The organism is Dactylosporangium sp. NPDC006015 (assembly GCF_040614215.1).
GTDB lineage: Bacteria > Actinomycetota > Actinomycetes > Mycobacteriales > Micromonosporaceae > Dactylosporangium > Dactylosporangium maewongense.
Genome location: NZ_JBEXUD010000039.1, coordinates 87942 through 110092, shown reverse-complemented (window position 1 = coordinate 110092; position 22151 = coordinate 87942). Strand labels below are relative to the sequence as shown.

Here is a 22151-nt window from a genome sequence, read left to right as displayed (position 1 = left end):
ATGCGGGCGAGCCGGCTGCTCTCGACGCTGCTGCTGTTGCAGACCAGGGGCCGGCTCACCGCGCAGCAGATCGCCGACGAGCTCGAGGTCTCGATCCGCACCGTCTACCGCGACATCGAGGCGCTCTCCGCGTCAGGGGTTCCCGTGTACGCGGACCGCGGGCCCGCCGGCGGCTACCAGCTCGTCGACGGCTACCGCACGACGCTGACGGGGCTGACCACCGACGAGGCGGCCGCGCTCTTCCTCGCCGGCAGCGGCGCCACCGCCGGGCACCTGGGCCTCGGGCCGACGCTCGACGCGGCGCAGCTGAAGCTCCTCGCGGCGATGCCCCTGGAGCAGCGCACCATGGCGGCGCGCATCCAGGAGCGCGTCCACGTTGACGCGCCCGGCTGGTTCCGCGACCCGGAGGCGCCGCCGCATCTCGACGCCGTCGCCGGCGCGGTGTGGGACCAGCGGCGGCTGCGGGTGTCGTACCGCAAGTGGGACGGCACCCAGGTCGAACGGAGCCTGGAGCCGCTCGGCCTGGTGCTGAAGGGCACGGCCTGGTACGTCGTCGCCCGCGGACGGGAGCGCGTCAACGCCTACCGGATCTCCCGCGTCGACGCCGTCGACGTGCTGCCGGAGCGGTTCGAGCGGCCCGAGGGCTTCGACCTGCGCGACTACTGGACCGGCTGGTCGGATCGGCTGCAGCGCACCCTGTACCGCGGGGGCGACGCCACCGTCCGCGTCGGGCCCCGCGCGGTGAGCATGTGGTGGATGCTGGGCCCGGTCGCCGAACGGGCCCTGCGCGAGACCGCCGGCCCGCCCGACGCCGACGGCTGGGTGGAGATCGTCCTGCCGATCGAGACCTTCGAGCACGTGCGGGTCGACCTGGGCCGCTTCGGCCCCGACGTCGAGGTGCTCGCCCCGGCGGAGCTGCGCGAGCTGATGCGCCGCACCGCCGAGGAGACCCTCCGCCGCTACTCCGGCTAGCGCCGCAGCTCCCACCTGGTCAGCGCGATCGCGTGGCCGTCGGGGTCGCGGAACGTCGCCGAGCACAGCTCCAGCTGCTCGCCCTGCGGCACGACCCGCGGCCGGTGGACGAAGTCGACGCCCTGTTCGCGGAGCCGCTCGTACGCCTCGTACACGTCGGGGACCTCGAGGTTGAGGTGCACGACCCGGCGGTCGACCGGCGGCATGTCCGCGACCCGGCGCAGCACGACCCTGGCGTCGCCGGTGGCGAGGACCGCGGCGGTGTCGCCGCTGTCGAGCTCGGTGAGGCCGAGGGTGTCGCGGTAGAACCGCCGGGACCGCTCCAGGTCCGACACGATCAGCGTGATGCTCACCCCGTTGACGCCGTCGAGGGGGTTGGGCTGCTGCCGCTGCTCGGTCGCCAGGAACTGCCCGACCGCGCCCTCGGACGGCGGCTGCTCCTCCAGCTGGTCCTCAGGCGAGTCGCCGACGTAGTGCTCCGTGGCGTAAGGGTTCGGGGCGACCGGCTCCTCGTCATCGTCGTCGCCGCTCCCGCCGGGCAGCGCCGTGCCGGGCGTCGGCCACGCGGGCGCGGCGCCGAACACGCCGGTGCCGGGCGGGGTGGCGTCGCGCGAGTGGCCGTTGCTCGACCACGCCGACGTCGTGCGCCCGCCGGCGTCGCCTGTACCCCACGGGCGGACGGTGGCGTTGCCGTTGCTCGCCGGGTCGCCGGCGGCGGCCTCGTTCGCCGACCGCAGCGGCGTCGGCGGCCCGGCCGGCGACGGCCCGAGGACCGGCGACGGCCCGACGACCGGTGCCGGCCCCACGACGGGGGCCGACTCGTCAGTGCCGCCCACGGGCGCGGGGTCGGCGGGGTTGCTGTCCGCCGGGGCCGAGTCCGAGGGAGTGGTGTCGGTGGGAGCGGTGTCGGCGGGTGCAGGGTCGGCGGGCGGCTCGGCGTCGTGGACCTGGATGTGCTCCAGGTGCGGGAGCCGGGTCGGCAGCTGCTCGGTCTCGCGGTCGGGCCACCAGGTGATCCCCGGCGGAAGGGCGGCGGCGCCCGTGGGCTCGTCGGCGGGCTGCTCGACACCCCCCTCGACGGCGGTTTCGACGTCCTGCACTGCGGGCGTCAGCTCCGGAGCCTGTTCCGAGGCCTGCTCAGAAGGCTGGTCGGCGGCGACGGGCTCGGGCAGGTCCGAGGACGGCAGGTCCGGCGGTGGCGAGAGGGTGGAACCCGCCTCCGGGATCGTGTACGATGGTGCGGCCTCCGTGACCGCGGCCGGGGTCTCCTCCGGGGTGGGCGTGACCGCCGGCTCCACGGTCCTCGCCGGTGCGCGGTCGTGGGTGCCGGGGCGGGGACGCGGGCTCGGTCGGCGCCGGGCGCCGCCCCGCACCGGGTTGGACGGCAGGCGCACCACCATCGGCGGGGTGTCCTCGGTCACGACACCCGCGTGCGCGGCCTGGGCGTCGGCGGCGGGATCCGCGATCCCGGCCCCGCTGACGGGCGCGGCGGTGACGGTCCCGACCCCGGCGTGCTCCCCGGCCAGCGCGTGCTCCCCGGTCGCCGCCTGCCCGCCGGTTGCCGCCTGCCCGCCGGCCGATGCCGGTGAGGCGGCCGCCGTGGGCGAGCCGGTTGCCGTGGGCGAAGCGCTCGCGGTGGGCGAGCCGGTGGCCTGCGAGCCCGTCTTGGTGAAGGCGACCGCCGCCGGTGCCGCGAATCCCGACGTGCCGGCGGGGTCGCCGGTGCCGGTGCCGCTGGGCGCGGGGGAGGTCGGCCGCTGGGCGGGCCGGGTCTGGCCGGTGCGGTCACCGCGCCCCGACAGCCGGACCGGCTCGATGACCGGCGCCGCGATCGGGGGGAGGTCGGTGAGCGTGGGCCGGTTGTCCGGCGGGAGGTCTTCGGCGGGCCGCTCGAAGGGCGTGACCGAGCCACCGCCTGGCCCCCTGACTGAGCTCCCGACTGGGCCACCGGCCGGACCACCCACAGCGCCGCCGGCGGCGACCCTGGCGCGTTCGCGCTCGCGCTCGTAGTCGTCGGTGGGGGAGTCGACGACGTCGAACTCGTCGCCGTCGACGGAGTAGCGCGGGCCGCCGCCGCCGCCGGAGGGGCGCCGCTCCGACGCCTGGGCGTCCTGGTGCGACTGGACCTTGTCCCAGACGACGGCGAGCTTGCGCGGGTTGCCCTTGAGGACCTGGACCGGCAGGGTCGCGCCGGCGTCGGGCCACTTGTCCAGCGGGATGGCCGGGTCGACGGTGGAGACGGTGACGCCGTTGATGCCCGTCGCCCTGACGACGAGCTTGAGCCGCCCGCGGGCGGTGCGTCCGTCGGTCGTCGGGCGGGGCGAGATATCGGCGACCCTCGCTGTGCCGTAGACGTATTGCCGCACCTTGTTGCGCGAGTTGAGGACAAGGATCAGCACCGGACCGGCCGCGGCCAGGATGATGCCCAACGCGACCACCAACGCGTTGGTCATCCCCAGTCCGCAGAATGCCAGGAAACTACCGACCACGACGAGCAGTGCGATCACGAGTTTCCTGGTGCCGGTGTCCTGCGCACGATTGCTGGACGGCAAAGTCGACCTCCCCAGACGACTGACATCAGGCTATGCCTGATCATCGCCGGAACGGAAGTCTTCGGCACCCGGGCGGGTCGGGTTCAGTGACGCTGGGTAGGCTCGGGGGCGAACCGGACCCATCTTGGAGGCACGTCGTGGCCGAGCGTTCGCTCGTTTTGATCAAGCCTGATGCCGTGCGCCGTGGACTCGTCGGCGAGATCATCGGGCGCCTGGAGCGCAAGGGCCTCGCCATCGACGCGATGCGGCTGCGCACCATGGATCGGACCCTCGCCGACCAGCACTACGCCGAGCACGTGGAGCGCGATTTCTACCCGCCGCTGCGTGACTTCATGACCAGTGGCGACCTCGTCGCGCTGGTCGTCTCGGGCGACGAGGCGATCGCCGTCATCCGCACCCTGATCGGTTCGACCGACGGCAGGAAGGCCGCGCCGGGCAGCATCCGCGGCGATTTCTCGCTGTCCAACCGGGAGAATCTCGTGCACGCGTCCGACTCGGTGGACAGCGCGAAGCGTGAGATCGCCCTGTGGTTCCCGGAGCTCGCGGAATAAAAATCACCCTGAATGGGCGAGACCTGAATGGCGAGGAGGGCGGGTGCTGGGACACCCGCCCTCCTCACTGTGTTGGGGAAGAAAGCCTTAGGGCAGCGTCGCCAGGTGCGGCTTGACGGTCTTGGCGAAGTTGTTGCCGTTCGTGACGTCCCAGTTGATCGACCAGGTCATCGCGCCCCGGATGCCGGGGTAGGTGTGCGGCGGCTTGAACGTGCCGCAGTTGGTGCCGGACGCCAGGCACGACAGCGCCTGGTTGACCAGCGCCGGGGCGACCACGCCACCGCCGGCGGCGCCGGGGCCGGCCGGCAGGCCGAGGGCGACCTGGTCGGGGCGCAGCCCGTTCTCCAGCTGGATGCAGGCGAGCGCGGTCATGAAGTTGACGGTGCCCTGCGAGTACGCGGCCATCTGGTCGCAGCCGAGCATCGCGCCGGAGTTGTAGTACTGGGTGTAGACCACCGTGAGGATGTCCTTGATGGACAGTGCCAGCGCGAAGTAGCCGGCGCCGGTGGACTGCATGTCGATCGTCTGCGGCGCCATCGTGATGATGAGGTTCGCGCCGGCCTTGGCCCGCAGCGAGCGCAGCGCCTGCGCCATGTAGGTCGGGTTGAGCCCGTTCTCCAGGTCGATGTCGATGCCGTCGAAGCCGTACTGCTGCATCAGCGCCCACGCGCTGTTGGCGAAGTTCGTCGCGGCGGTCGCGTCGCCGACGCTGACCCGTCCGGCCTCGCCGCCGACGGAGAGGATGACCTTCTTGCCGCGGGCATGCAGGGTGGCGATGTCGGACTTGAACTCCGCGTCGGTGTAGCCGCCGAGCGCCGAGGCGAGCTGCGGGTCGACCGCGAAGGTCAGCTGGCCCGGCTGCGAGCCGGTCTCGGCGAACGCGACGTCGATCAGGTCGTACTCGCTGGGGACGTCACGCAGCTTCAGCTTCGCCGCGCTGTTGACGAAGTCCTGCCAGTAGCCGGTCAGGAAGTGCTTCGGCAGCGGGCTGGGCGGCGTCGAGGTCGACGGTGACGGCGAGGTCGACGGGGACTTCGAGACCGACGGCGACACCGACGGCGAGGGCGAGGTCGACCGCGACGGGGACGCGGACGGGGTGGTCGGCTCGAGCGTCGTCGGCGGGGTGCCGCCGGGGCCGTTCAGCGAGAAGTCGTCCGCGGTGTAGGCGGGCTGCCCGTACCAACCGTTGACGTAGACGACCGCCGTCTTCTGCGTCGCGGCGGTGGTGAACGACACCGAGAGCTGCGAGTAGGCGCCGCCGGTGCCGGGCGTCCAGGTGCTGGCGTCGACGCCGCCGGTGACGCCGATGAACACGTAGGAGCCGTTGACGTAGCCGGAGAAGGTGTACTTCGTGTTCGGCTGCACGGACACCGTCTGCTGGCACCGGGCGGTGGTGCCGCCGGGCGTGCCGGTGAGCTTGTAGCTGCCGGACCGGGCGCCGCCGGAGGTGACCGCGGCCGACGGCTCGCAGCTCCAGCTGTTGGCGTTGCCGGTCTCGAAGCCTGGGTTGGTGAGCAGCTCGGCGGCCGAGGCGGGCAGCGCGATCACGACCCCGGCGAGGGTCAGCGCGGCCGCTCCGGTGCCCGCGAGCAGGGCGATAGTGCGTGGACGCATCGTGGCTCCAGGTGGGGGTGACGTCGATGGGCGTCGACGTTTGGTGTCACGAAACTCCAGCGGGGAATTAATGTCAAGGTTTCTTTACTATTCTTTATGGCAGCCGGGGAAACCTGGATGCGCGACGCGGTACCCTGGATGCACAGGCGTCGACCCGGCCATCACCGGCGAGCCTCCGGAAGAACGGGCCGCCGGTCATCGGCGGCCTCAGTAGAACCGGACGGGCACCGGTCCGTTACAGCCGGCCAACGAGCGGCCACCGTCAGGTGGCAAGCGGGGTGGTACCGCGGACCTGTGAAGGTTCGTCCCCGCGTGGAGTCGAGACAGCTGACGTCACGCGAGGAGTGCGACCGCCGATGGCCTATCCGATGCACAATGCCGCGCAGGGTGTGCCGGCCAGCCCCGACCTGCCCGAGGTCGAGCGGGGCGTCCTGGACTACTGGGCCGCCGACAAGACCTTCGAGGCCTCCGTCGAGCAGCGTGACGCGGGCGTCGACGGCGCCAACGAGTTCGTGTTCTACGACGGCCCTCCGTTCGCCAACGGCCTGCCGCACTACGGCCACCTGCTGACCGGCTACGCGAAGGACGTCGTCCCGCGGTACAAGTCGATGCGCGGCTTCCGGGTCGAGCGCCGCTTCGGGTGGGACTGCCACGGCCTGCCGGCCGAGGTCGAGGCGGAGAAGCAGCTCGGCATCAGCACGAAGGCGGAGATCCTCCAGCTCGGCGTCGACAAGTTCAACGCCGCCACCCGGGAGTCCGTGCTGCGTTACACGGCCGAGTGGGAGCGGTACGTGACGCGCCAGGCGCGCTGGGTCGACTTCACCAACGACTACAAGACGCTCGACCTGGACTACATGGAAAGCGTCATGTGGGCCTTCAAGACCCTGCACGACAAGGGTCTCGTCTACGAGGGGTTCCGGGTCCTCGCGTACTGCTGGCGCTGCGAGACCCCGCTGTCCAACACCGAGCTGCGCATGGACGACGACGTCTACCGCGACCGGCAGGACCCGGCGCTGACCGTGGCCTTCCAGCTGGAGAGCGGCGAGAAGATCCTCGCCTGGACGACGACCCCGTGGACGCTGCCGTCCAACCTGGCCCTGGCCGTCGGCCCGGACATCGACTACGCGGTGTTCGAGGAGGACGGGCAGCGGTTCATCCTGGCATCGTCCCGCGTCGCCGCCTACGAGAAGGAACTCGCGAGCGCGGTCCAGGTCGAAACCGTCAAGGGTGCCACCCTGGTCGGTCGCCGGTACACGCCGCTGTTCGACTTCCTCGCCGACACCCCCAACGCGTTCCAGGTGATCGGCGCGGACTTCGTCACCACCGAGGACGGCACCGGCGTCGTGCACATGGCGCCCGCCTTCGGCGAGGACGACCAGGCGGCCTGCGCGTCCGTCGGCATCCCCACCGTCGTCACCGTCGACGAGCACACCCGCTTCACCTCGGTCGTCCCCGCGTACCAGGGGCTGCAGGTCTTCGAGGCCAACAAGCCGGTCATCCGCGACCTGAAGGCCGCGGGCGTCGTCGTGCGCCACGACTCCTACACGCACTCCTACCCGCACTGCTGGCGCTGCGACACGCCGCTGGTCTACAAGGCGGTCTCGTCGTGGTTCGTGGCCGTGTCCACGTTCCGCGACCGGATGGTGGAGCTCAACCAGCAGATCACCTGGACGCCGGAGCACATCAAGGAGGGCTCGTTCGGCAAGTGGCTGGCCAACGCCCGCGACTGGTCGATCAGCCGCAACCGGTTCTGGGGCTCGCCGATCCCGGTGTGGAAGTCCGACGACCCGCAGTACCCGCGCGTCGACGTGTACGGCTCGCTCGACGAGCTCGAGCGCGACTTCGGCGTGCGCCCCGGCGACCTGCACCGGCCCGAGATCGACAACCTGACCCGGCCCAACCCGGACGACCCGACCGGGCAGTCCGTCATGCGCCGCGTGCCGGAGGTCCTCGACTGCTGGTTCGAGTCGGGCTCGATGCCGTTCGCGCAGGTCCACTACCCGTTCGAGAACCGGGACTGGTTCGAGCACCACTACCCGGGCGACTTCATCGTCGAGTACATCGGCCAGACCCGCGGCTGGTTCTACACCATGCACGTGCTGGCCACCGCGCTCTTCGACCGCCCGGCGTTCAACAACTGCGTCAGCCACGGCATCCTCCTCGGCGAGGACGGCCGCAAGATGTCCAAGAGCCTGCGCAACTACCCCGACGTCTACCGGGTGTTCGACGAGTACGGCTCCGACGCGATGCGGTGGTTCCTCGTGGCGTCGCCGGTGCTGCGCGGCGGTGACATGCCGGTCACCGAGGTCGGCATCCGCGACGCGGTCCGGCAGGTGCTCCTGCCGCTGTGGAACGTCTGGTACTTCTTCTCGCTGTACGCCAACGCGGACGGCTACACCGCCCGGCGGCGCGCCGACAGCGCGCACCTGCTCGACCGGTACGTGCTGGCCAAGACCGGCGAGCTGGTCGCGACCGTGACCGCGCAGCTGGACGCCTACGACCTGTCCGGCGCCTGCGGGACGGTCCGGTCCTACCTCGACGCGCTGACCAACTGGTACGTGCGCCGCTCCCGCGACCGGTTCTGGTCCGGCGACCACGACGCGTTCGACACGCTCTACACCGTGCTGTCGACGCTGACGCAGGTCGTCGCGCCGCTCGCGCCGCTGACCGCGGAGGAGATCTTCCGCGGCCTGACCGGCGAGCGGTCGGTGCACCTGACCGACTGGCCGTCGGCGGCGGAGTTCCCCGCCGACCACGCGCTGGTCGCGGACATGGACGCGGTGCGGGACGTCTGCTCGGCGGCGCTCTCCCTGCGCAAGGCCCGCGGGCTGCGGGTACGGCTGCCGCTGCAGACCCTGACGGTGGCCACGCCGCGGGCGGAGGCGCTGCGACCCTTCGCCGCGCTCGTCGCCGACGAGGTCAACGTGAAGGAGGTCGTCTTCACCGGCGACGTCGCCGCGCACTGCACGCCGGTGCTGACGCTGGTGCCGCGGGTGCTCGGCCCACGCCTCGGCAAGGACGTCCAGCAGGTGATCAAGGCGGTCAAGGCCGGCGACTGGCAGCACGCCGGCGACGAGGTCGTGGCCGGCGGCGTGACCCTGCAGGACGGCGAGTACGACCTGAAGCTCGTCGCGGCGGACCCGACCCAGTCGGCGCCGCTGCCCGGCGGCGAGGGCGTGGTCGTGCTCGACAGCACGGTCACCCCGGAGCTGGCGGCCGAGGGGCTCGCCCGCGACCTGGTCAGGGTCGTGCAGCAGGCCCGGCGGGACGCGGACCTGAACGTCTCGGACCGCGTCACGGTCCTCGTGCAGGGCGACGGGCTGGACGCGGTGCTCGCCGCGCACGGCGCGTTCGTGGCCGGCGAGGTCCTCGCCGACACGGTGTCGCTGGGGGCGGTGCCCCAGGGCTTCGCCGGAGAGGTCGGCGACGGTCAGGCCGTCGTCGTCAAGGTGACGAAGGCCTAGGCGCCCGCCGGTCGAACTCGCCCTCGGGCATCACGACCACCATCGTGAGGACCGCCTCCACGTCTGCCGCGTTGCGGTAGGTGTGGGGGCGGTCGGCCCGGAAGTCGATCGTCTCGCCGGTCCGCACGGTGTACTGCGAGCCGTCGACCGTCACCACGAGCGAGCCCTCCCGCAGGTGGATCAGCTCCCGCGTGCCGGAGGAGTGGTCGCCGGAGTCGTGCGTCTCGCCGGGCGGCATCCGCCACTCCCAGACCTCGACGAACGCCGGGTCGTTCACGCCGCGCAGCAGCCTGCCGGTCCCGCCGGCGCCGCCCCGCCACAGCACGGGCGGCTCGTCCGCGCCGACGATCCGCACCACCGGCTCCGGCTCCGACTCCAGCAGCCGGCCGATGCTCACCCCGAACGACTCCGCGATCCTGCACAGCGTGCCGATGCTCGGGTTGGTCTTCGCGCCCTCGATCTGCACCAGCATGCCCTTGCTGACGCCGGACCGGCTGGCCAGCTCGTCGAGGGACCAGCGCCGGCCCTGCCGCAGCGCCTTCACGTGCCTGGCGATCGCCGCCTGGGCGACCTGCGCCACATCGTCGGTCAAAATATTTTCCTTCACAGTCAATATCGTGATACGACTGCGGCATGTTCGCCATCGCCGATGAGGTGCTCGACCTGTGCCGGTCCGTGGGCCATGAGGCTACCGTCCTCGCGGTGCTCGCCGACGGACTCCGCAACGGTCCCAGCGACGGCGCCGTGCTGCACCAGGCGATCAAGGACGCCGGTGGTCCCGGCCTGCCGCTCGACGCTCCGTTGCAGGCATGGCGCGACGTCTACCGGGCCTTCGGGGCGAAGCCGCAGCGCACCCCGTGCTCGGCGGAGGCGCTGCGCAAGCGGGCCGCCCGCGGGGACGTGCCCGTGATCGACCGGATCGTCGACGCGTACAACGCCGTCAGCATCCGCTTCGCCGTGCCGATCGGCGGCGAGGACCGCGCCGCGCTCGCCGGCACCGAGCGGCTCGTGCTCGCCGCCGGCGACGAGCCGTTCGACACGGTGAAGGAGGGCGCGCCGGTCGTGGAGACGCCGGAGCCCGGCGAGGTGATCTGGCGCGACGACCTCGGGGTGACCTGCCGGCGGTGGAACTGGCGCCAGGGCCGCCGCACCGCCGTCACCGCCGCCACCACCTCGGCCGTCTTCCTCCTGGAAGGCCTCGACACCGACCTTACGCCGGCCGCGGAGATGCTCGCCGACCTGCTCGACGCAGACACGATCACCGTACGGAGGCTCGCGTGATCGGGATCGTGCTCGCCGCGCTGTCGGGGCTGGTGTGGGGCGTCGGCGACTTCGCGGGCGGCAAGGCCAGCCAGCGCGTCGACTCGAAGACCGTGGTCGTGCTGTCGAAGGCCGCCAGCATCCCACTGCTGCTGCTCTTCCTGGTGCTCATGCCCGCCGCGCCGCACGCCGGCGCCCTCGGCTGGGGCGCCGCCGCCGGCGCGCTCGGCATGGTCGGGATGATGGTGTTCTACCGGGCGATGGCCGGTGGCGCCATGACGATCGTCGCTCCCGTCAGCGCCGTCACCACCGCCCTGCTGCCCGTCGCCGCCGGCCTGCTCTCCGGCGAGCGCCCCGGTGCGCTCGCCCTGACCGGCGCCGGCTGCGCGATCGTTGCCATCGCGCTCGTCAGCCTGGCGCCCGGCGGCGACAGCGACGGCGACGGTGCCGGCAGGATCTCCGCCCGGCTCCTCGGCATGGCACTCGGCGCCGGCGTCGCGTTCGGTCTGTTCTTCATCTGCCTGTCCGCCGCGAGCGACGCCGCCGGCGGTGCCGCCGGGATGTGGCCGGTCCTCGGCGCGCAGGTCACCGCCGTCGTGCTCGGCGCGCCGCTGCTGCTGCGCGGCCGGGGCGCGGCACGTCCGTCCGGGACGCCGCTGCGCTGGCTGCTCGCCGCCGGGATGCTCGACATGAGCGCCAACGCCCTCTATGTCCTGGCCGTCCAGCGCGGGGACCTGAGCATCATCGCGCCGGTCGCGTCGCTGTACCCGGTGAGCACCGTCCTGCTCGCGATGCTCGTCGACCGCGAGCGGCTGCGCCCAGTGCAGCTCGCCGGGCTCGGGCTGGCCGCGACCGCGCTGGTGCTCGTCGCCTCATGAGCGGGCCGGAGCGGAGGGCTGCGAATCGGCATTGCAGGTTTTGCTCAGGCCGACGCCGGAGCGGAGCGGAGGTGGCGGCATGAGCCGCGGGTGGTGTTGCCCACGGTGTGAGCTCAGCGGCTGACCTGACGACCCGCGCCGTCTACAGTGGGCGGCATCGTCTGTTGAGCCTGGTGGAGGGCATTTGTCCGCGCTGTATGCGGTCGGCAAGTTCGCGATCTCTCCAGTGTCCCGCCTGCTGTGGCGGCCCAAGGTCAGCGGACTGGACAACGTGCCGGCCACCGGCCCGGCCATCCTCGCCAGCAACCACCAGTCCGTCATCGACTCGGTGCTGATGGGCGCGCTCATGCCGCGCAACGTCTACTTCCTCGCCAAGGACGAGTACTTCATCGCCCCCGGGGTCAAGGGCACCGTCATGCGCAACGTCATGTACGGGCTGAACCAGATCCCCGTCGACCGCTCCGGCGGCCGGGCCAGCCTGATGGCCCTCGACGCCGCGCTGCCCGTCCTGCGCGACGGCCACGTCCTCGGCATCTTCCCCGAGGGCACCCGCTCACCCGACGGCCGCCTGTACCGCGGCCGCCCGGGCGTGGCGAAGCTCGCCCTCGACGCGCCCGCCCCGATCATCCCGATCGGCCTGCTCAACACCGAGAAGATCCAGCCGATCGGCGCCTCCGTGCCGCGCATCGGCCCGACGGTCGAGGTCCGCGTCGGCGAGCCGCTCGACCTGAGCCAGTGGCAGGGCGGCGAGATCGACAGCCGTGGCCTGCGCGAGCTGACCCTCAAGCTCATGAACGCGATCCAGCAGCTCACCGGCCAGGAGTACGTCACCCGGTACGCCCCGAAGCGCCCCGACCAGATCGCCGCCGCGAACGGCGCGGCAGAGAAGGACTGAGTCAGCCGCGGCGGACGATGGAGCCGCGGATGTTGTGGGTCAGGGTGCCGGCCTGCTCGACGGACTTGCCGGGGAAGACGGCCAGGGCGATGACGCCGTGGTCGGCCCAGCCGCAGACGGTCGCCGAGCGGCCGTCGAACCGGGCCGCGGCGCAGCGCTGCTCGCCGCCGAAGGGGCCGGGGTCGATGTCGCGCACCGCGCCGACCTGCATCGCGGCCGGGAGCTTGCGGATCGAGGCCTCCAGGTCGCGGGTGGGGTCGGTGATGAAGCGGGTGGCGCCCGCGACGAGGACCCGCAGCTGCTTGTTCGAGGCGTCGGTGTACGTGACCGTGAAGCCGGACTCGTCGAGGTGGTCGGAGGTCAGGGCCTTCTGCAGGTCCGTGGCCGCCTTCTTGGCGTTCGCGTCGCTGGAACGGGTGAGCCCCGGCACCGTCGCGTCCACCTGTACCGAGGCCGGGTACTGCACCCAGTAGGGCCGGGCCCAGGCGTACGAGCCGCCGCAGCAGCCCGCGCACAGGGCGAAGAGCAGCAGCATCACCCACGGCCAGCGCCGCTTGCGCCGCCGGTAGGCCGGGGGCGGCGGACCGTAGCCGGGCGGCGGGCGGTAACCGGGCGGGGGACGGTACCCGGGCGGCGGCGGACCGTACTGCGGCACCGGCACGTACCGGATCTCCGGCGGCGGCGGTGAAGGATCAGCGGGCAGGGGGACCGTCCGCGGCGCGGCGGGCAGATCGAGGGTGTCCTCCCACTGCCGTCGCCGGCGTGACCCGCCCGGAGGCACCGACGCCGAGCCCACCCACGTCGGCGTGGCCGGCTGGCGGTCGGTCGGCGATTCATCCGGATGTGTCACACCCTGAAGGCTAGCGACCCCATGCACGGCCCGCCGTTCAGCGGCGGCAGGTTTGACGGACACCTCGCGCGGATACGGTTGCGGTGTGCTGGGTCTACCGGAACGCGTGACCGCCTGCCTGTTCGACCTCGACGGGGTGCTCACCCCGACCGCGATCATCCACAACAAGGCATGGACCAGGACGTTCGACGACTTCCTCGCCGGACGCGACGGCCAGCGGCCGTTCGACCCGGTCGCCGACTACAACGACCACGTCGACGGCAAGCCGCGCGAGGCCGGCGTCCGCGACTTCCTCGCCTCCCGCGGCATCACGCTGCCCGAAGGCACCCCCGACGACCCTCCGGACGCCCAGACCGTCTACGGGCTCGGCAACCGCAAGAACGAGCTGCTGCTCACCCTCATCAAGGAGGGGCTCGAGCCGTACCCGGGCAGCGTGCGCTACCTGAAGGCGGCCGCCGCGGAAGGGCTGCGCCGGGCGGTGGTCAGCTCCAGCGCCAACACGCTGCAGGTGATCACGTCGACCGGCCTCGACGCCTACCTGGAGGCCAGGGTCGACGGCGTCACGGTCCGCGAGCAGGGGCTGCGCGGCAAGCCCGCCCCGGACACGTTCCTGGCGGCGGCGCGGGACCTCGGCGTCGCGCCGGAGCACGCCGCCGTGTTCGAGGACGCGCTCTCGGGGGTCGCGGCGGGGAAGGCCGGCGGGTTCGGCTACGTCGTCGGGATCGACCGGATCGGCGGCGGGCACGCCGACGACCTGCGGGCCGCCGGCGCCGACATCGTCGTGCCGGACCTCGACGCGCTTCTGGAAAGTCAGGACCAGCCGGAAGGGCGGGAGCGCTGATGGCGACATTCCCGGTCGAGCCTTGGGCGGTCCGCGAGACCGAGCTCGACCTCGACGACCTGGGGCAGACCGAGTCGCTGTTCGCGCTGTCCAACGGGCACGTCGGGCTGCGCGGCAACCTCGACGAGGGCGAGCCGTTCGGGCTGCCCGGCACGTACCTCAACTCCTTCTACGAGGAGCGCCCGCTGCCCTACGCGGAGGCGGGTTACGGCTTCCCGGAAGAGGGCCAGTCGATCCTGAACGTCACCAACGGCAAGGTGTTCCGCCTGCTGGTCGACGACGAGCCGTTCGACGTGCGGTACGGCAACCTCCTGAGCCACGAGCGGGTGCTCGACCTGCGGGCCGGCACGCTGCGGCGCGACGTCGACTGGATGTCGCCGGCCCAGCAGCGGGTCAAGGTCAGCACCACCCGCCTGGTGTCGCTGGAGCAGCGGTCGATCGCCGCGTTCCTGTACGAGGTCGAGCCCGTCGACGGCCCGGCGCGGGTGATCGTGCAGTCGGAGCTGGTCGCCAACGAGGACATCCCGCAGACGAGCAAGGATCCGCGGGTCGCCGCGGCGCTCGGTCATGCCCTCGAGCCCGAGGAGCACACGGCCAGCGGGCTCAACGGCCAGCTGCTGCACCGCACGAAGGCGAGCTGGCTGCGGCTCGGCGCGGAGATGGACCACGAGGTCGACGCGCCGGTGCCGGTCCGCTCGCACACCGAGGCCAGAGAGGACTGGGCGCGCACCACGTTCGCGTGCGAGCTGCAGCCCGGCCAGCGGCTGCGGATCGTCAAGTACCTCGCGTACGGTTGGTCCAGCCAGCGGTCCCGGCAGGCGATCCGCGACCAGGTGCACGGCGCGATCGCCGGCGCCCGGCTCGGCGGCTGGGACGGCCTCGTAGCGGCGCAGCGGCGGTTCCTCGACGGCTTCTGGGCGCAGGCCGACGTCGAGGTCGAGGGCGACGCGGAGATCCAGCAGGCCGTGCGGTTCGCCCTGTTCCACCTGATGCAGGCCGGCGCGCGGGCCGAGGCCAGGCCGATCGCGGCGAAGGGCCTGACCGGCCGCGGCTACGACGGGCACGTGTTCTGGGACACGGAGGGCTTCGTGCTGCCGGTGCTGACCTACACGCACCCGCGGGCGGCCCGCGACGGGCTGCGCTGGCGGCACGACACGCTGCAGCTGGCCCGCGACCGCGCCGCGCAGCTGGGCCTGTCCGGGGCGGCCTTCCCGTGGCGGACGATCCGCGGGCAGGAGTGCTCCGCGTACTGGCCCGCCGGCACCGCCGGGTTCCACGTCAACGCCGCCATCGCGGCCGCCGCGGTCCGCTACGTCCAGGCGACCGGCGACACCGCCTTCGAGGCCGACTTCGGCCTGGAGCTGCTGGTCGAGACGGCCCGGCTGTGGCGCTCCCTGGGCCACCACGACCGGCACGGCGTCTTCCACATCGACGGGGTGACCGGCCCCGACGAGTACAGCGCGATCGCCGACGACAACATCTACACCAATCTCATGGCCCAGCAGAACCTCGTCGCCGCGGCCGGCGCCGCCGAACGCCACCCGGACGAGGCGCGGGCGATCGGCGTCGACGACGAGGAGATCGCGTCGTGGCGCGACGCGGCCGCCAGGATCCACCTGCCCTACAGCAACGAGCTGCGGGTCCACGAGCAGTCCGCCGGCTTCACCCGGCACCAGGAGTGGGACTTCGAGCACACGCCTGACGACCACTACCCGCTGCTGCTGCACTACCCGTACTTCGACCTGTACCGCCGGCAGGTCGTCAAGCAGGCGGACCTGGTCCTGGCCATGCACTGGCGGGGCGACGCCTTCACCGCGGAGGAGAAGGCCCGCAACTTCGCCTACTACGACGAGCGCACGGTCCGCGACTCCTCGCTGTCGGCCTGCACGCAGGCGGTGATGGCCGCCGAGGTCGGGCACACCGAGCTGGCCTACGACTACCTCGGCGAGGCGGCCTTCGTCGACCTGTACAACCTGCAGCACAACTCCGGTGACGGACTGCACATGGCCTCGCTCGCCGGGACGTGGCTGGCGCTCGTCGCAGGCTTCGGCGGGATGCGGGACCACGGCGGGGAGCTGTCGTTCATGCCGCGGCTGCCGGACCGCCTGGACCGGCTGTCGTTCGCGATCACCTGCCACGGCGCCATCCTGCGGGTCACCGTCGACCACGAGGAGGCGACGTACCAGCTGGACTCCGGGGAGATGACACTGCGCCACCACGGCGAGCAGTTCACCGTCACGGCGGACAAACCGGTCACGCTGCAGGTCCCGCCGCCGCGGCCGGCCACGCCGGCGCCCAAGCCGCCCGCCAGGCGGGAGCCGAGGCGGCGGCACCGGAACTCCTGAGGCTGCGGCCGGGGGCGTTCTGAGGCTGCGGGTACCCTGGTAGCTCGTGAGCGTCGCAAGCGTCTTCCCGCAACTCGAGCGTCTCCTGCCCAGGATCAGCAAGCCGATCCAATATGTGGGAGGTGAGCTCGGTGCGGTCGTCAAGGACTGGGACTCCGCCACCGTGCGGTGGGCCCTGTCCTACCCGGACGCCTATGAGGTCGGCCTGCCCAACCAGGGCGTCCAGATCCTCTACGAGGTGCTCAACGAGCAGCCGGACGTGCTCGCCGAGCGCACCTATGCGGTGTGGCCCGACCTGGAGGCGCTCATGCGCGCCGAAGGTGTGCCGCAGTTCACCGTGGAGGCGCACCGCCCGGTGACCGCGTTCGACGTGTTCGGCATCTCGTTCGCCACCGAGCTCGGCTACACCAACATGCTCACCATGCTGGACCTGGCCGGCATCCCCCTCGACTCGCGCGAGCGCGACGACCGGCACCCGGTGGTCGTCGCCGGCGGGCACGCCGCGTTCAACCCCGAGCCGATCGCCGACTTCATCGACGCCGCCGTGCTCGGCGACGGCGAGGAGGCGGTCCTGGAGATCACCGCCATCGTGCGGCAGTGGAAGGCCGACGGCTCGCCCGGCGGCCGCGACGAGCTGCTGCTGCGCCTGGCGCGGACCGAGTCGGTCTACGTGCCGCGCTTCTACGACGTCGACTACCTGCCCGACGGGCGCATCCAGCGGGTCGTGCCCAACCGCGCCGACGTGCCCTTCCGGGTGCACAAGCGCACCACGATGGACCTGGACGCGTGGCCCTACCCCAAGCGCCCGCTGGTGCCCCTCGCGGAGACGGTGCACGAGCGCTACGCCGTCGAGATCTTCCGCGGGTGCACGCGGGGCTGCCGCTTCTGCCAGGCCGGGATGATCACCCGCCCGGTGCGCGAGCGCTCGATCACGACCGTCGGGCAGATGGTCAAGGAGGGGCTCGAGTTCTCCGGCTTCCACGAGGTCGGCCTGCTCTCGCTCTCCTCCGCCGACCACTCCGAGATCGGCGACATGTGCTCCGGCCTCGCCCAGCAGTACGAGGGGACCAACGTCTCCCTGTCGCTGCCCTCGACCCGGGTCGACGCGTTCAACGTGACGCTCGCCCAAGAGCTGGCCCGCAACGGCCGGCGCACCGGCCTGACCTTCGCGCCCGAGGGTGGCTCGGAGCGGATCCGCAAGGTGATCAACAAGATGGTCACCGAGGAGGACCTGATCCGGACCGTCGTCACGGCGTACAGCAACGGCTGGCGGCAGGTGAAGCTGTACTTCATGTGCGGGCTGCCGACCGAGACCGACGACGACGTGCTGCAGATCGCCAAGCTGGCGCACGACGTCATCCGGGCCGGCCGGGAGGCCACCGGCTCCCGGGACATCCGCTGCACGGTGTCGATCGGCGGGTTCGTCCCCAAGCCGCACACGCCGTTCCAGTGGGCGCGCATGGAGCCGCCGGAGGTCATCGACCACCGGCTCCGGGCGCTGAAGACCGCGATCAACGCCGACCGCAACCTCGGCAAGGCGATCGGCTACCGGTACCACGACGGTCAGCCCTCCCTGATCGAGGGCCTGCTCAGCCGGGGTGACCGGCGGGTCGGCGCGGTCATCCGGCGGGTCTGGGAGTCCGGCGGCCGCTTCGACGGCTGGTCCGAGCACTTCTCCTACCAGCGCTGGGTCGACGCCGCCGCGGCGGTGCTGCCCGAGCGCGGCGTGGACCTGGACTGGTACACCACCCGCGAGCGCGACCAGCACGAGGTCCTGCCGTGGGACCACCTCGACTCCGGCCTGGACAAGGACTGGCTCTGGCAGGACTGGCAGGACTCGCTCACCGGGTTCGAGCAGGACGACTGCCGGTGGACGCCGTGCTTCGACTGCGGAGTGTGCCCGAGCCAGGACACCGAGATCCAGATCGGCCCCACGGGCAAGAAGCTGTTGCCGCTGACCCCGGTCGGCGCGGGACTGCGGATGCCTGAGGCGGTGCACCGTCATGGCTAAGCGACAGCCTGAGGGCGGCCAGGACCCCGTCGTGCAGCGGATCCGGCTGCGGTACTCGAAGCGGGGCCCGATGCGCTTCACCTCGCACCGCGACTTCGCCCGGGCGTTCGAGCGGGCGCTGCTGCGCGCCAACGTGCCGATCGCGTACTCGCAGGGCTTCACCCCGCACCCGAAGGTCTCCTACGCCTCCGCCGCTCCGACCGGCGTGGCCAGCGAGGCCGAATACCTGGAGATCGGCCTGCGGGCCGTCGTGGACCCGGGCGACCTGCGGGCCGCCCTCGACGCGGCCCTCTCGCCCGGCCTCGACGTGATCGAGGCCGTCCAGTCGCCGCTCAACGGCGGCGGCAGCCTGGCCGACCGCATCGACGCGTCGGCCTGGCACCTCGAGCTGCCCGGCGTCACGCCGGCCGAGGCCGAGGCGGCGGTCCAGGCCTTCCTGGGCGCCACCGAGGTGCTCGTGGAGCGGCTCACCAAGCAGGGCAAGCGGGTCTTCGACACGCGTGCCGCGGTTGTCCGGCTCGCCGTACTTTCCGTCCCTTCGACCCCCGGTGACGTACCTTCCGAGGTCGCCGAGGCACCGTGTGCGATACTCGACCTTGTCGTGCGGCAGGGAACCCCGACCGTGCGACCCGATGATGTGCTGTCCGGTCTGCGTGTAGTAGCCGACCTGGAGCCTCCGGTCCCGCCTCGTGCGACCCGACTGGCTCAGGGAGTGCTGACCGCGCAGGGAGAGCTTGTCGATCCGCTCGCCGCGGATCGGCCGGCGGTCGTCGTCGGGGCTTCGTCACTGGAGTAGTCGGCGAGGTTGGCAGACTTTCGGCGGATCGTCCGTGTGAGCGGATACCTCCGCCGGCACAACATATATGCGGTGCCCCCGTGTGGCTGCGTTGCTACGCGCCCGGGAGCGCCAGAACTGGAGAACGTCCGCATGTTCGACAACGAGTCGGCAAGCGGCGAGGCAACCGGCGACGCGCCGGTTGCAGACGCCGCTACCACCGAAGAGACCACTCCCGTCCGCCGCACGCGGCGCCGGACCACCAAGGCGGCCGCCACCCCCGCCGCTGAGCCAGACGCGGCCGCTGCCGAGGCGACTCCGGAGGTGACCCCGGAAGCGGCACCGGAAGCGGCACCGGCGGAGGAGGCCGCGCCGGTCCGCCGGACGCGCCGCAGAGCGGCGAAGGCGACAGCGAGCGCCGAATCGGACGATTTGGGCGAGTCTGGACAGCAGGCGCTGCCGCTGGACGCCGGCACCCCGGCCGCCGCCGCTGCGGACAGCCCAGCGGCCGCCGGCGACCAGGCCCCTGAGGCTGGTGAGCCGGCCGTCGCCGCGCCGGTCAAGCGCACCCGCCGCCGGGCGGTCAAGGCCGCGCCGGTGGAGGAGCCCGAGCCGCTGCCGGTGCCCGAGGCCGTCACCCCCGAGGTCGCCGAGGCACCGGTCGCCGAGGCTCCGGAGGAGACCGCTCCGGCCGAGACCGAGGACGAGGAGGCGGTCGAGGAGACCGCCGCCGAGGAGGTCGTCGCGCCGGTCGAGGAGCCGCCCGCCCGCCGGGGGCGCCGGGCCGCGCCGATCCAGGTGCTGTTCATGCCGCCGAGCGAGGAGGTGGAGCCGGTCCGCCCGGCCGCCCCGGCGTTCGGTGCCGCGTCCGGCGCCACGTCCGGCATCGACCCGTTCGCCGCGCCGGCCGTCGCCGCCGTCGACTACGAGGACCTGGGCGAGGAGGCTCCCGAGGAGCCCGTCGGCCGCAGCCGCCGGCGCCGGGGCCGCCGCGGCGCCGAGGAGGCGCCCGCCGCCGTCGAGGCTCCGGTGGAGACCGACGAGGTCGACGCCGAGGTCGACGAGGATGAGGACGAGGACGAGTTCGAGCCCGGCACCCGCCGCCGGCGGCGGCGCGGCCGCCGTGGCCGTGGCCGTGGCCGTGGCACGCTCGGCGACGACGTGGACGAGGTCGAGGGCGAGGCCGAGACCGACGCCGAGGGCGAGGAGGAGGCGGCCGCCGACGAGGACGCCGAGGCGTCCGACGAGGGCGACGAGGACGGCGAGGGCATGACCCGCCGCCGGCGCCGCCGCCGGCGCAAGGGCTCCGCCGACACCGAGCCCGCCGACGACCCGCACGTGGTCGTGAAGATCCGCGAGCCCCGCCCGGCCGCCCGCGAGCGCGAGCGCGACGAGGTGCAGGGGATCTCCGGCTCGACCCGCCTGGAGGCGAAGCGCCAGCGTCGCCGCGACGGCCGCGAGCAGCGCCGGACCCGCCCGCCGATCCTGTCGGAGTCGGAGTTCCTGGCCCGCCGCGAGGCGGTCGACCGCACGATGGTCATCCGGCAGAAGAACGACCGCACGCAGATCGCGGTCCTGGAGGACAAGGTGCTCGTCGAGCACTACGTCACCCGGGCCTCGTCCAGCTCGATGGTGGGCAACGTCTACCTCGGCCGCGTGCAGAACGTGCTGCCCAGCATGGAGGCGGCGTTCGTCGACATCGGCCGGGGCCGCAACGCGGTGCTGTACGCCGGCGAGGTCAACTGGGACGCGACCGGCCTTGAGGGCCGCACCCGCTCGATCGAGCAGGCCCTCAAGTCGGGTGACTCGGTGCTGGTCCAGGTGACCAAGGACCCGATCGGCACCAAGGGCGCCCGGCTGACCAGCCACATCGCGCTGTCCGGCCGGCACCTCGTCTACGTGCCGCACGGCAACGCGTCCGGCATCAGCCGCAAGCTGTCGGACATCGAGCGCAAGCGCCTCCGCGACGTGCTGAAGAACCTGGTGCCCGACGGCGCCGGGGTCATCGTGCGCACCGCGGCCGAGGGCGCCAGCGAGGACGACCTGGCCCGCGACGTGAAGCGGCTACAGGCGCAGTGGGAGGCCATCCAGGAGAAGTCCGGCAGCAGCAGCGCGCCGGCCCTGCTCTACGAGGAGCCCGAGCTGGTCGTGCGGGTCGTCCGTGACCTGTTCAACGAGGACTTCGGCGAGCTGGTCATCCAGGGCAACGACGCCTACGAGTCGGTCGAGCCGTACCTGTCGCACGTGTCGCCGGACCTGGTCGACCGGGTCAAGCGGTACACCGGCGTCAACGACGTCTTCGCGGACCTCCGCATCGACGAGCAGCTGATCAAGGCCCTCGACCGGCGGGTGTTCCTGCCCTCCGGCGGCAGCCTCGTCATCGACCGCACCGAGGCGATGACCGTCATCGACGTCAACACCGGCAAGTACACGGGCGCCGGCGGCAACCTCGAGGAGACGGTCACCCGCAACAACCTCGAGGCGGCCGAGGAGATCGTCCACCAGCTGCGGCTGCGGGACCTCGGCGGCATCATCGTCATCGACTTCATCGACATGGTCCTGGAGTCCAACCGCGACCTGGTGCTGCGCCGGCTGACCGAGTGCCTGGGCCGGGACCGGACCAAGCACCAGGTCACCGAGATCACCTCGCTCGGCCTGGTGCAGATGACCCGCAAGCGGGTCGGTCAGGGCCTGCTCGAGGCGTTCAGCGAGACCTGCGAGGTGTGCAAGGGCCGCGGCCTGATCATCCACACCGAGCCGATCCCCGAGAAGCGCGGTGGCGGCGGCAGCGCCGGCAGCAACGGTCACGGTGCGACGAAGGTGGCCGCGGCGACCGTCACCAGCGGCGTGGAAGAGGCCGACGTCCAGCCGGCCCGCACCGGTCGCCGGCGTGGCCGCCGGGGCGGCGCCGCGGTCGCGGAGGTGGCCGAGGTCGCCGAGTCCGTCGAGGAAGAGACCGACTCGGTGGACGTGCCGCACACGGTGGAGGACGTCGAGGAGGAGGCGGAGTTCACGCCGATCGCCTCCGAGGACGACCCGGACAACATCGACGACGACGAGGACGAGTCGGCCGGCAACGGTGCCCGCCGCCGGACCCGCCGGGGTGGTCTGCGCAGGCGGACCCGCCCCTGATTTGGGGGGTA

The 22151-nt window shown here is 72.4% G+C and carries 15 protein-coding genes; 11 read left to right on the top strand and 4 right to left on the bottom strand.

Annotated elements, in window-relative coordinates; genetic code table 11:
• Complete coding sequence (locus ABZ321_RS43850) at positions 1-972, top strand: YafY family protein (RefSeq protein WP_344512278.1); 972 nt, start codon at positions 1-3, stop codon at positions 970-972.
• Here the strand turns inward: ABZ321_RS43850 and ABZ321_RS43845 are convergent.
• Entirely contained in the window at positions 969-3425 is a 2457-nt protein-coding gene (locus tag ABZ321_RS43845) for a VOC family protein (RefSeq protein WP_354901749.1), read from the bottom strand. The genes ABZ321_RS43850 and ABZ321_RS43845 overlap by 4 nt on opposite strands.
• Positions 3426-3661: 236 nt before the next feature.
• Here ABZ321_RS43845 and ndk point away from each other — a divergent pair, with 236 nt between their 5' ends.
• Positions 3662-4075 carry a nucleoside-diphosphate kinase gene (ndk, locus tag ABZ321_RS43840; RefSeq protein ID WP_354901747.1) on the top strand — a complete coding sequence of 138 codons (414 nt, stop codon included), beginning with the start codon at positions 3662-3664 and terminating at the stop codon, positions 4073-4075.
• 87 nt (positions 4076-4162) lie between these two features.
• Here ndk and ABZ321_RS43835 read toward each other — a convergent pair whose 3' ends face one another.
• A complete protein-coding gene (locus ABZ321_RS43835; protein ID WP_344512284.1) occupies positions 4163-5689 on the bottom strand; it encodes a glycosyl hydrolase family 18 protein in 1527 nt (508 codons plus the stop codon).
• 356 nt (positions 5690-6045) lie between these two features.
• Here ABZ321_RS43835 and ileS point away from each other — a divergent pair, with 356 nt between their 5' ends.
• Positions 6046-9153, top strand: coding sequence for an isoleucine--tRNA ligase (gene ileS / locus ABZ321_RS43830; RefSeq protein ID WP_344512286.1), 3108 nt, complete (start codon positions 6046-6048; stop codon positions 9151-9153).
• Here ileS and ABZ321_RS43825 read toward each other — a convergent pair.
• Entirely contained in the window at positions 9134-9745 is a 612-nt protein-coding gene (locus ABZ321_RS43825; protein ID WP_344512288.1) for an XRE family transcriptional regulator, read from the bottom strand. The genes ileS and ABZ321_RS43825 overlap by 20 nt on opposite strands.
• A gap of 41 nt (positions 9746-9786) precedes the next feature.
• Between ABZ321_RS43825 and ABZ321_RS43820 the strand changes: the two genes are divergently transcribed.
• From ABZ321_RS43820 to ABZ321_RS43810, 3 genes are all read left to right on the top strand, one after another.
• Positions 9787-10434: a phenylalanine--tRNA ligase beta subunit-related protein gene (locus ABZ321_RS43820; RefSeq protein WP_344512290.1), complete on the top strand. Its 648-nt coding sequence runs from the start codon at positions 9787-9789 to the stop codon at positions 10432-10434.
• Positions 10431-11291 carry a DMT family transporter gene (locus ABZ321_RS43815; protein ID WP_344512292.1) on the top strand — a complete coding sequence of 287 codons (861 nt, stop codon included), beginning with the start codon at positions 10431-10433 and terminating at the stop codon, positions 11289-11291. Before ABZ321_RS43820 ends, ABZ321_RS43815 begins: the two co-directional genes overlap by 4 nt.
• Before the next feature lie 184 nt (positions 11292-11475).
• Positions 11476-12186, top strand: a complete 711-nt coding sequence (locus ABZ321_RS43810) for a lysophospholipid acyltransferase family protein (protein ID WP_354901744.1) — start codon at positions 11476-11478, stop codon at positions 12184-12186.
• 1 nt (position 12187) lies between these two features.
• Here the strand turns inward: ABZ321_RS43810 and ABZ321_RS43805 are convergent, their stop codons facing one another.
• The gene (locus ABZ321_RS43805) at positions 12188-13036 is read right to left on the bottom strand and encodes a hypothetical protein (protein WP_354901742.1); all 849 of its coding nucleotides are present in this window, start codon (positions 13034-13036) and stop codon (positions 12188-12190) included.
• Between the two features lie 85 nt (positions 13037-13121).
• Between ABZ321_RS43805 and ABZ321_RS43800 the strand changes: the two genes are divergently transcribed.
• From ABZ321_RS43800 to ABZ321_RS43780, 5 genes are all read left to right on the top strand, one after another.
• Positions 13122-13877 carry a beta-phosphoglucomutase family hydrolase gene (locus tag ABZ321_RS43800; protein WP_354901740.1) on the top strand — a complete coding sequence of 252 codons (756 nt, stop codon included), beginning with the start codon at positions 13122-13124 and terminating at the stop codon, positions 13875-13877.
• A complete protein-coding gene (locus ABZ321_RS43795; protein WP_354901738.1) occupies positions 13877-16222 on the top strand; it encodes a glycosyl hydrolase family 65 protein in 2346 nt (781 codons plus the stop codon). The genes ABZ321_RS43800 and ABZ321_RS43795 overlap by 1 nt, the downstream gene beginning before the upstream one ends.
• A 46-nt stretch (positions 16223-16268) precedes the next feature.
• Positions 16269-18233, top strand: coding sequence for a TIGR03960 family B12-binding radical SAM protein (locus ABZ321_RS43790; protein ID WP_344512301.1), 1965 nt, complete (start codon positions 16269-16271; stop codon positions 18231-18233).
• On the top strand, positions 18226-19029 hold the full coding sequence (locus ABZ321_RS43785; RefSeq protein WP_344512303.1) for a TIGR03936 family radical SAM-associated protein: 804 nt from the start codon (positions 18226-18228) through the stop codon (positions 19027-19029). Before ABZ321_RS43790 ends, ABZ321_RS43785 begins: the two co-directional genes overlap by 8 nt.
• A gap of 132 nt (positions 19030-19161) precedes the next feature.
• Entirely contained in the window at positions 19162-22140 is a 2979-nt protein-coding gene (locus ABZ321_RS43780; protein WP_354901736.1) for an Rne/Rng family ribonuclease, read from the top strand.
• Positions 22141-22151 lie beyond the last annotated feature (11 nt).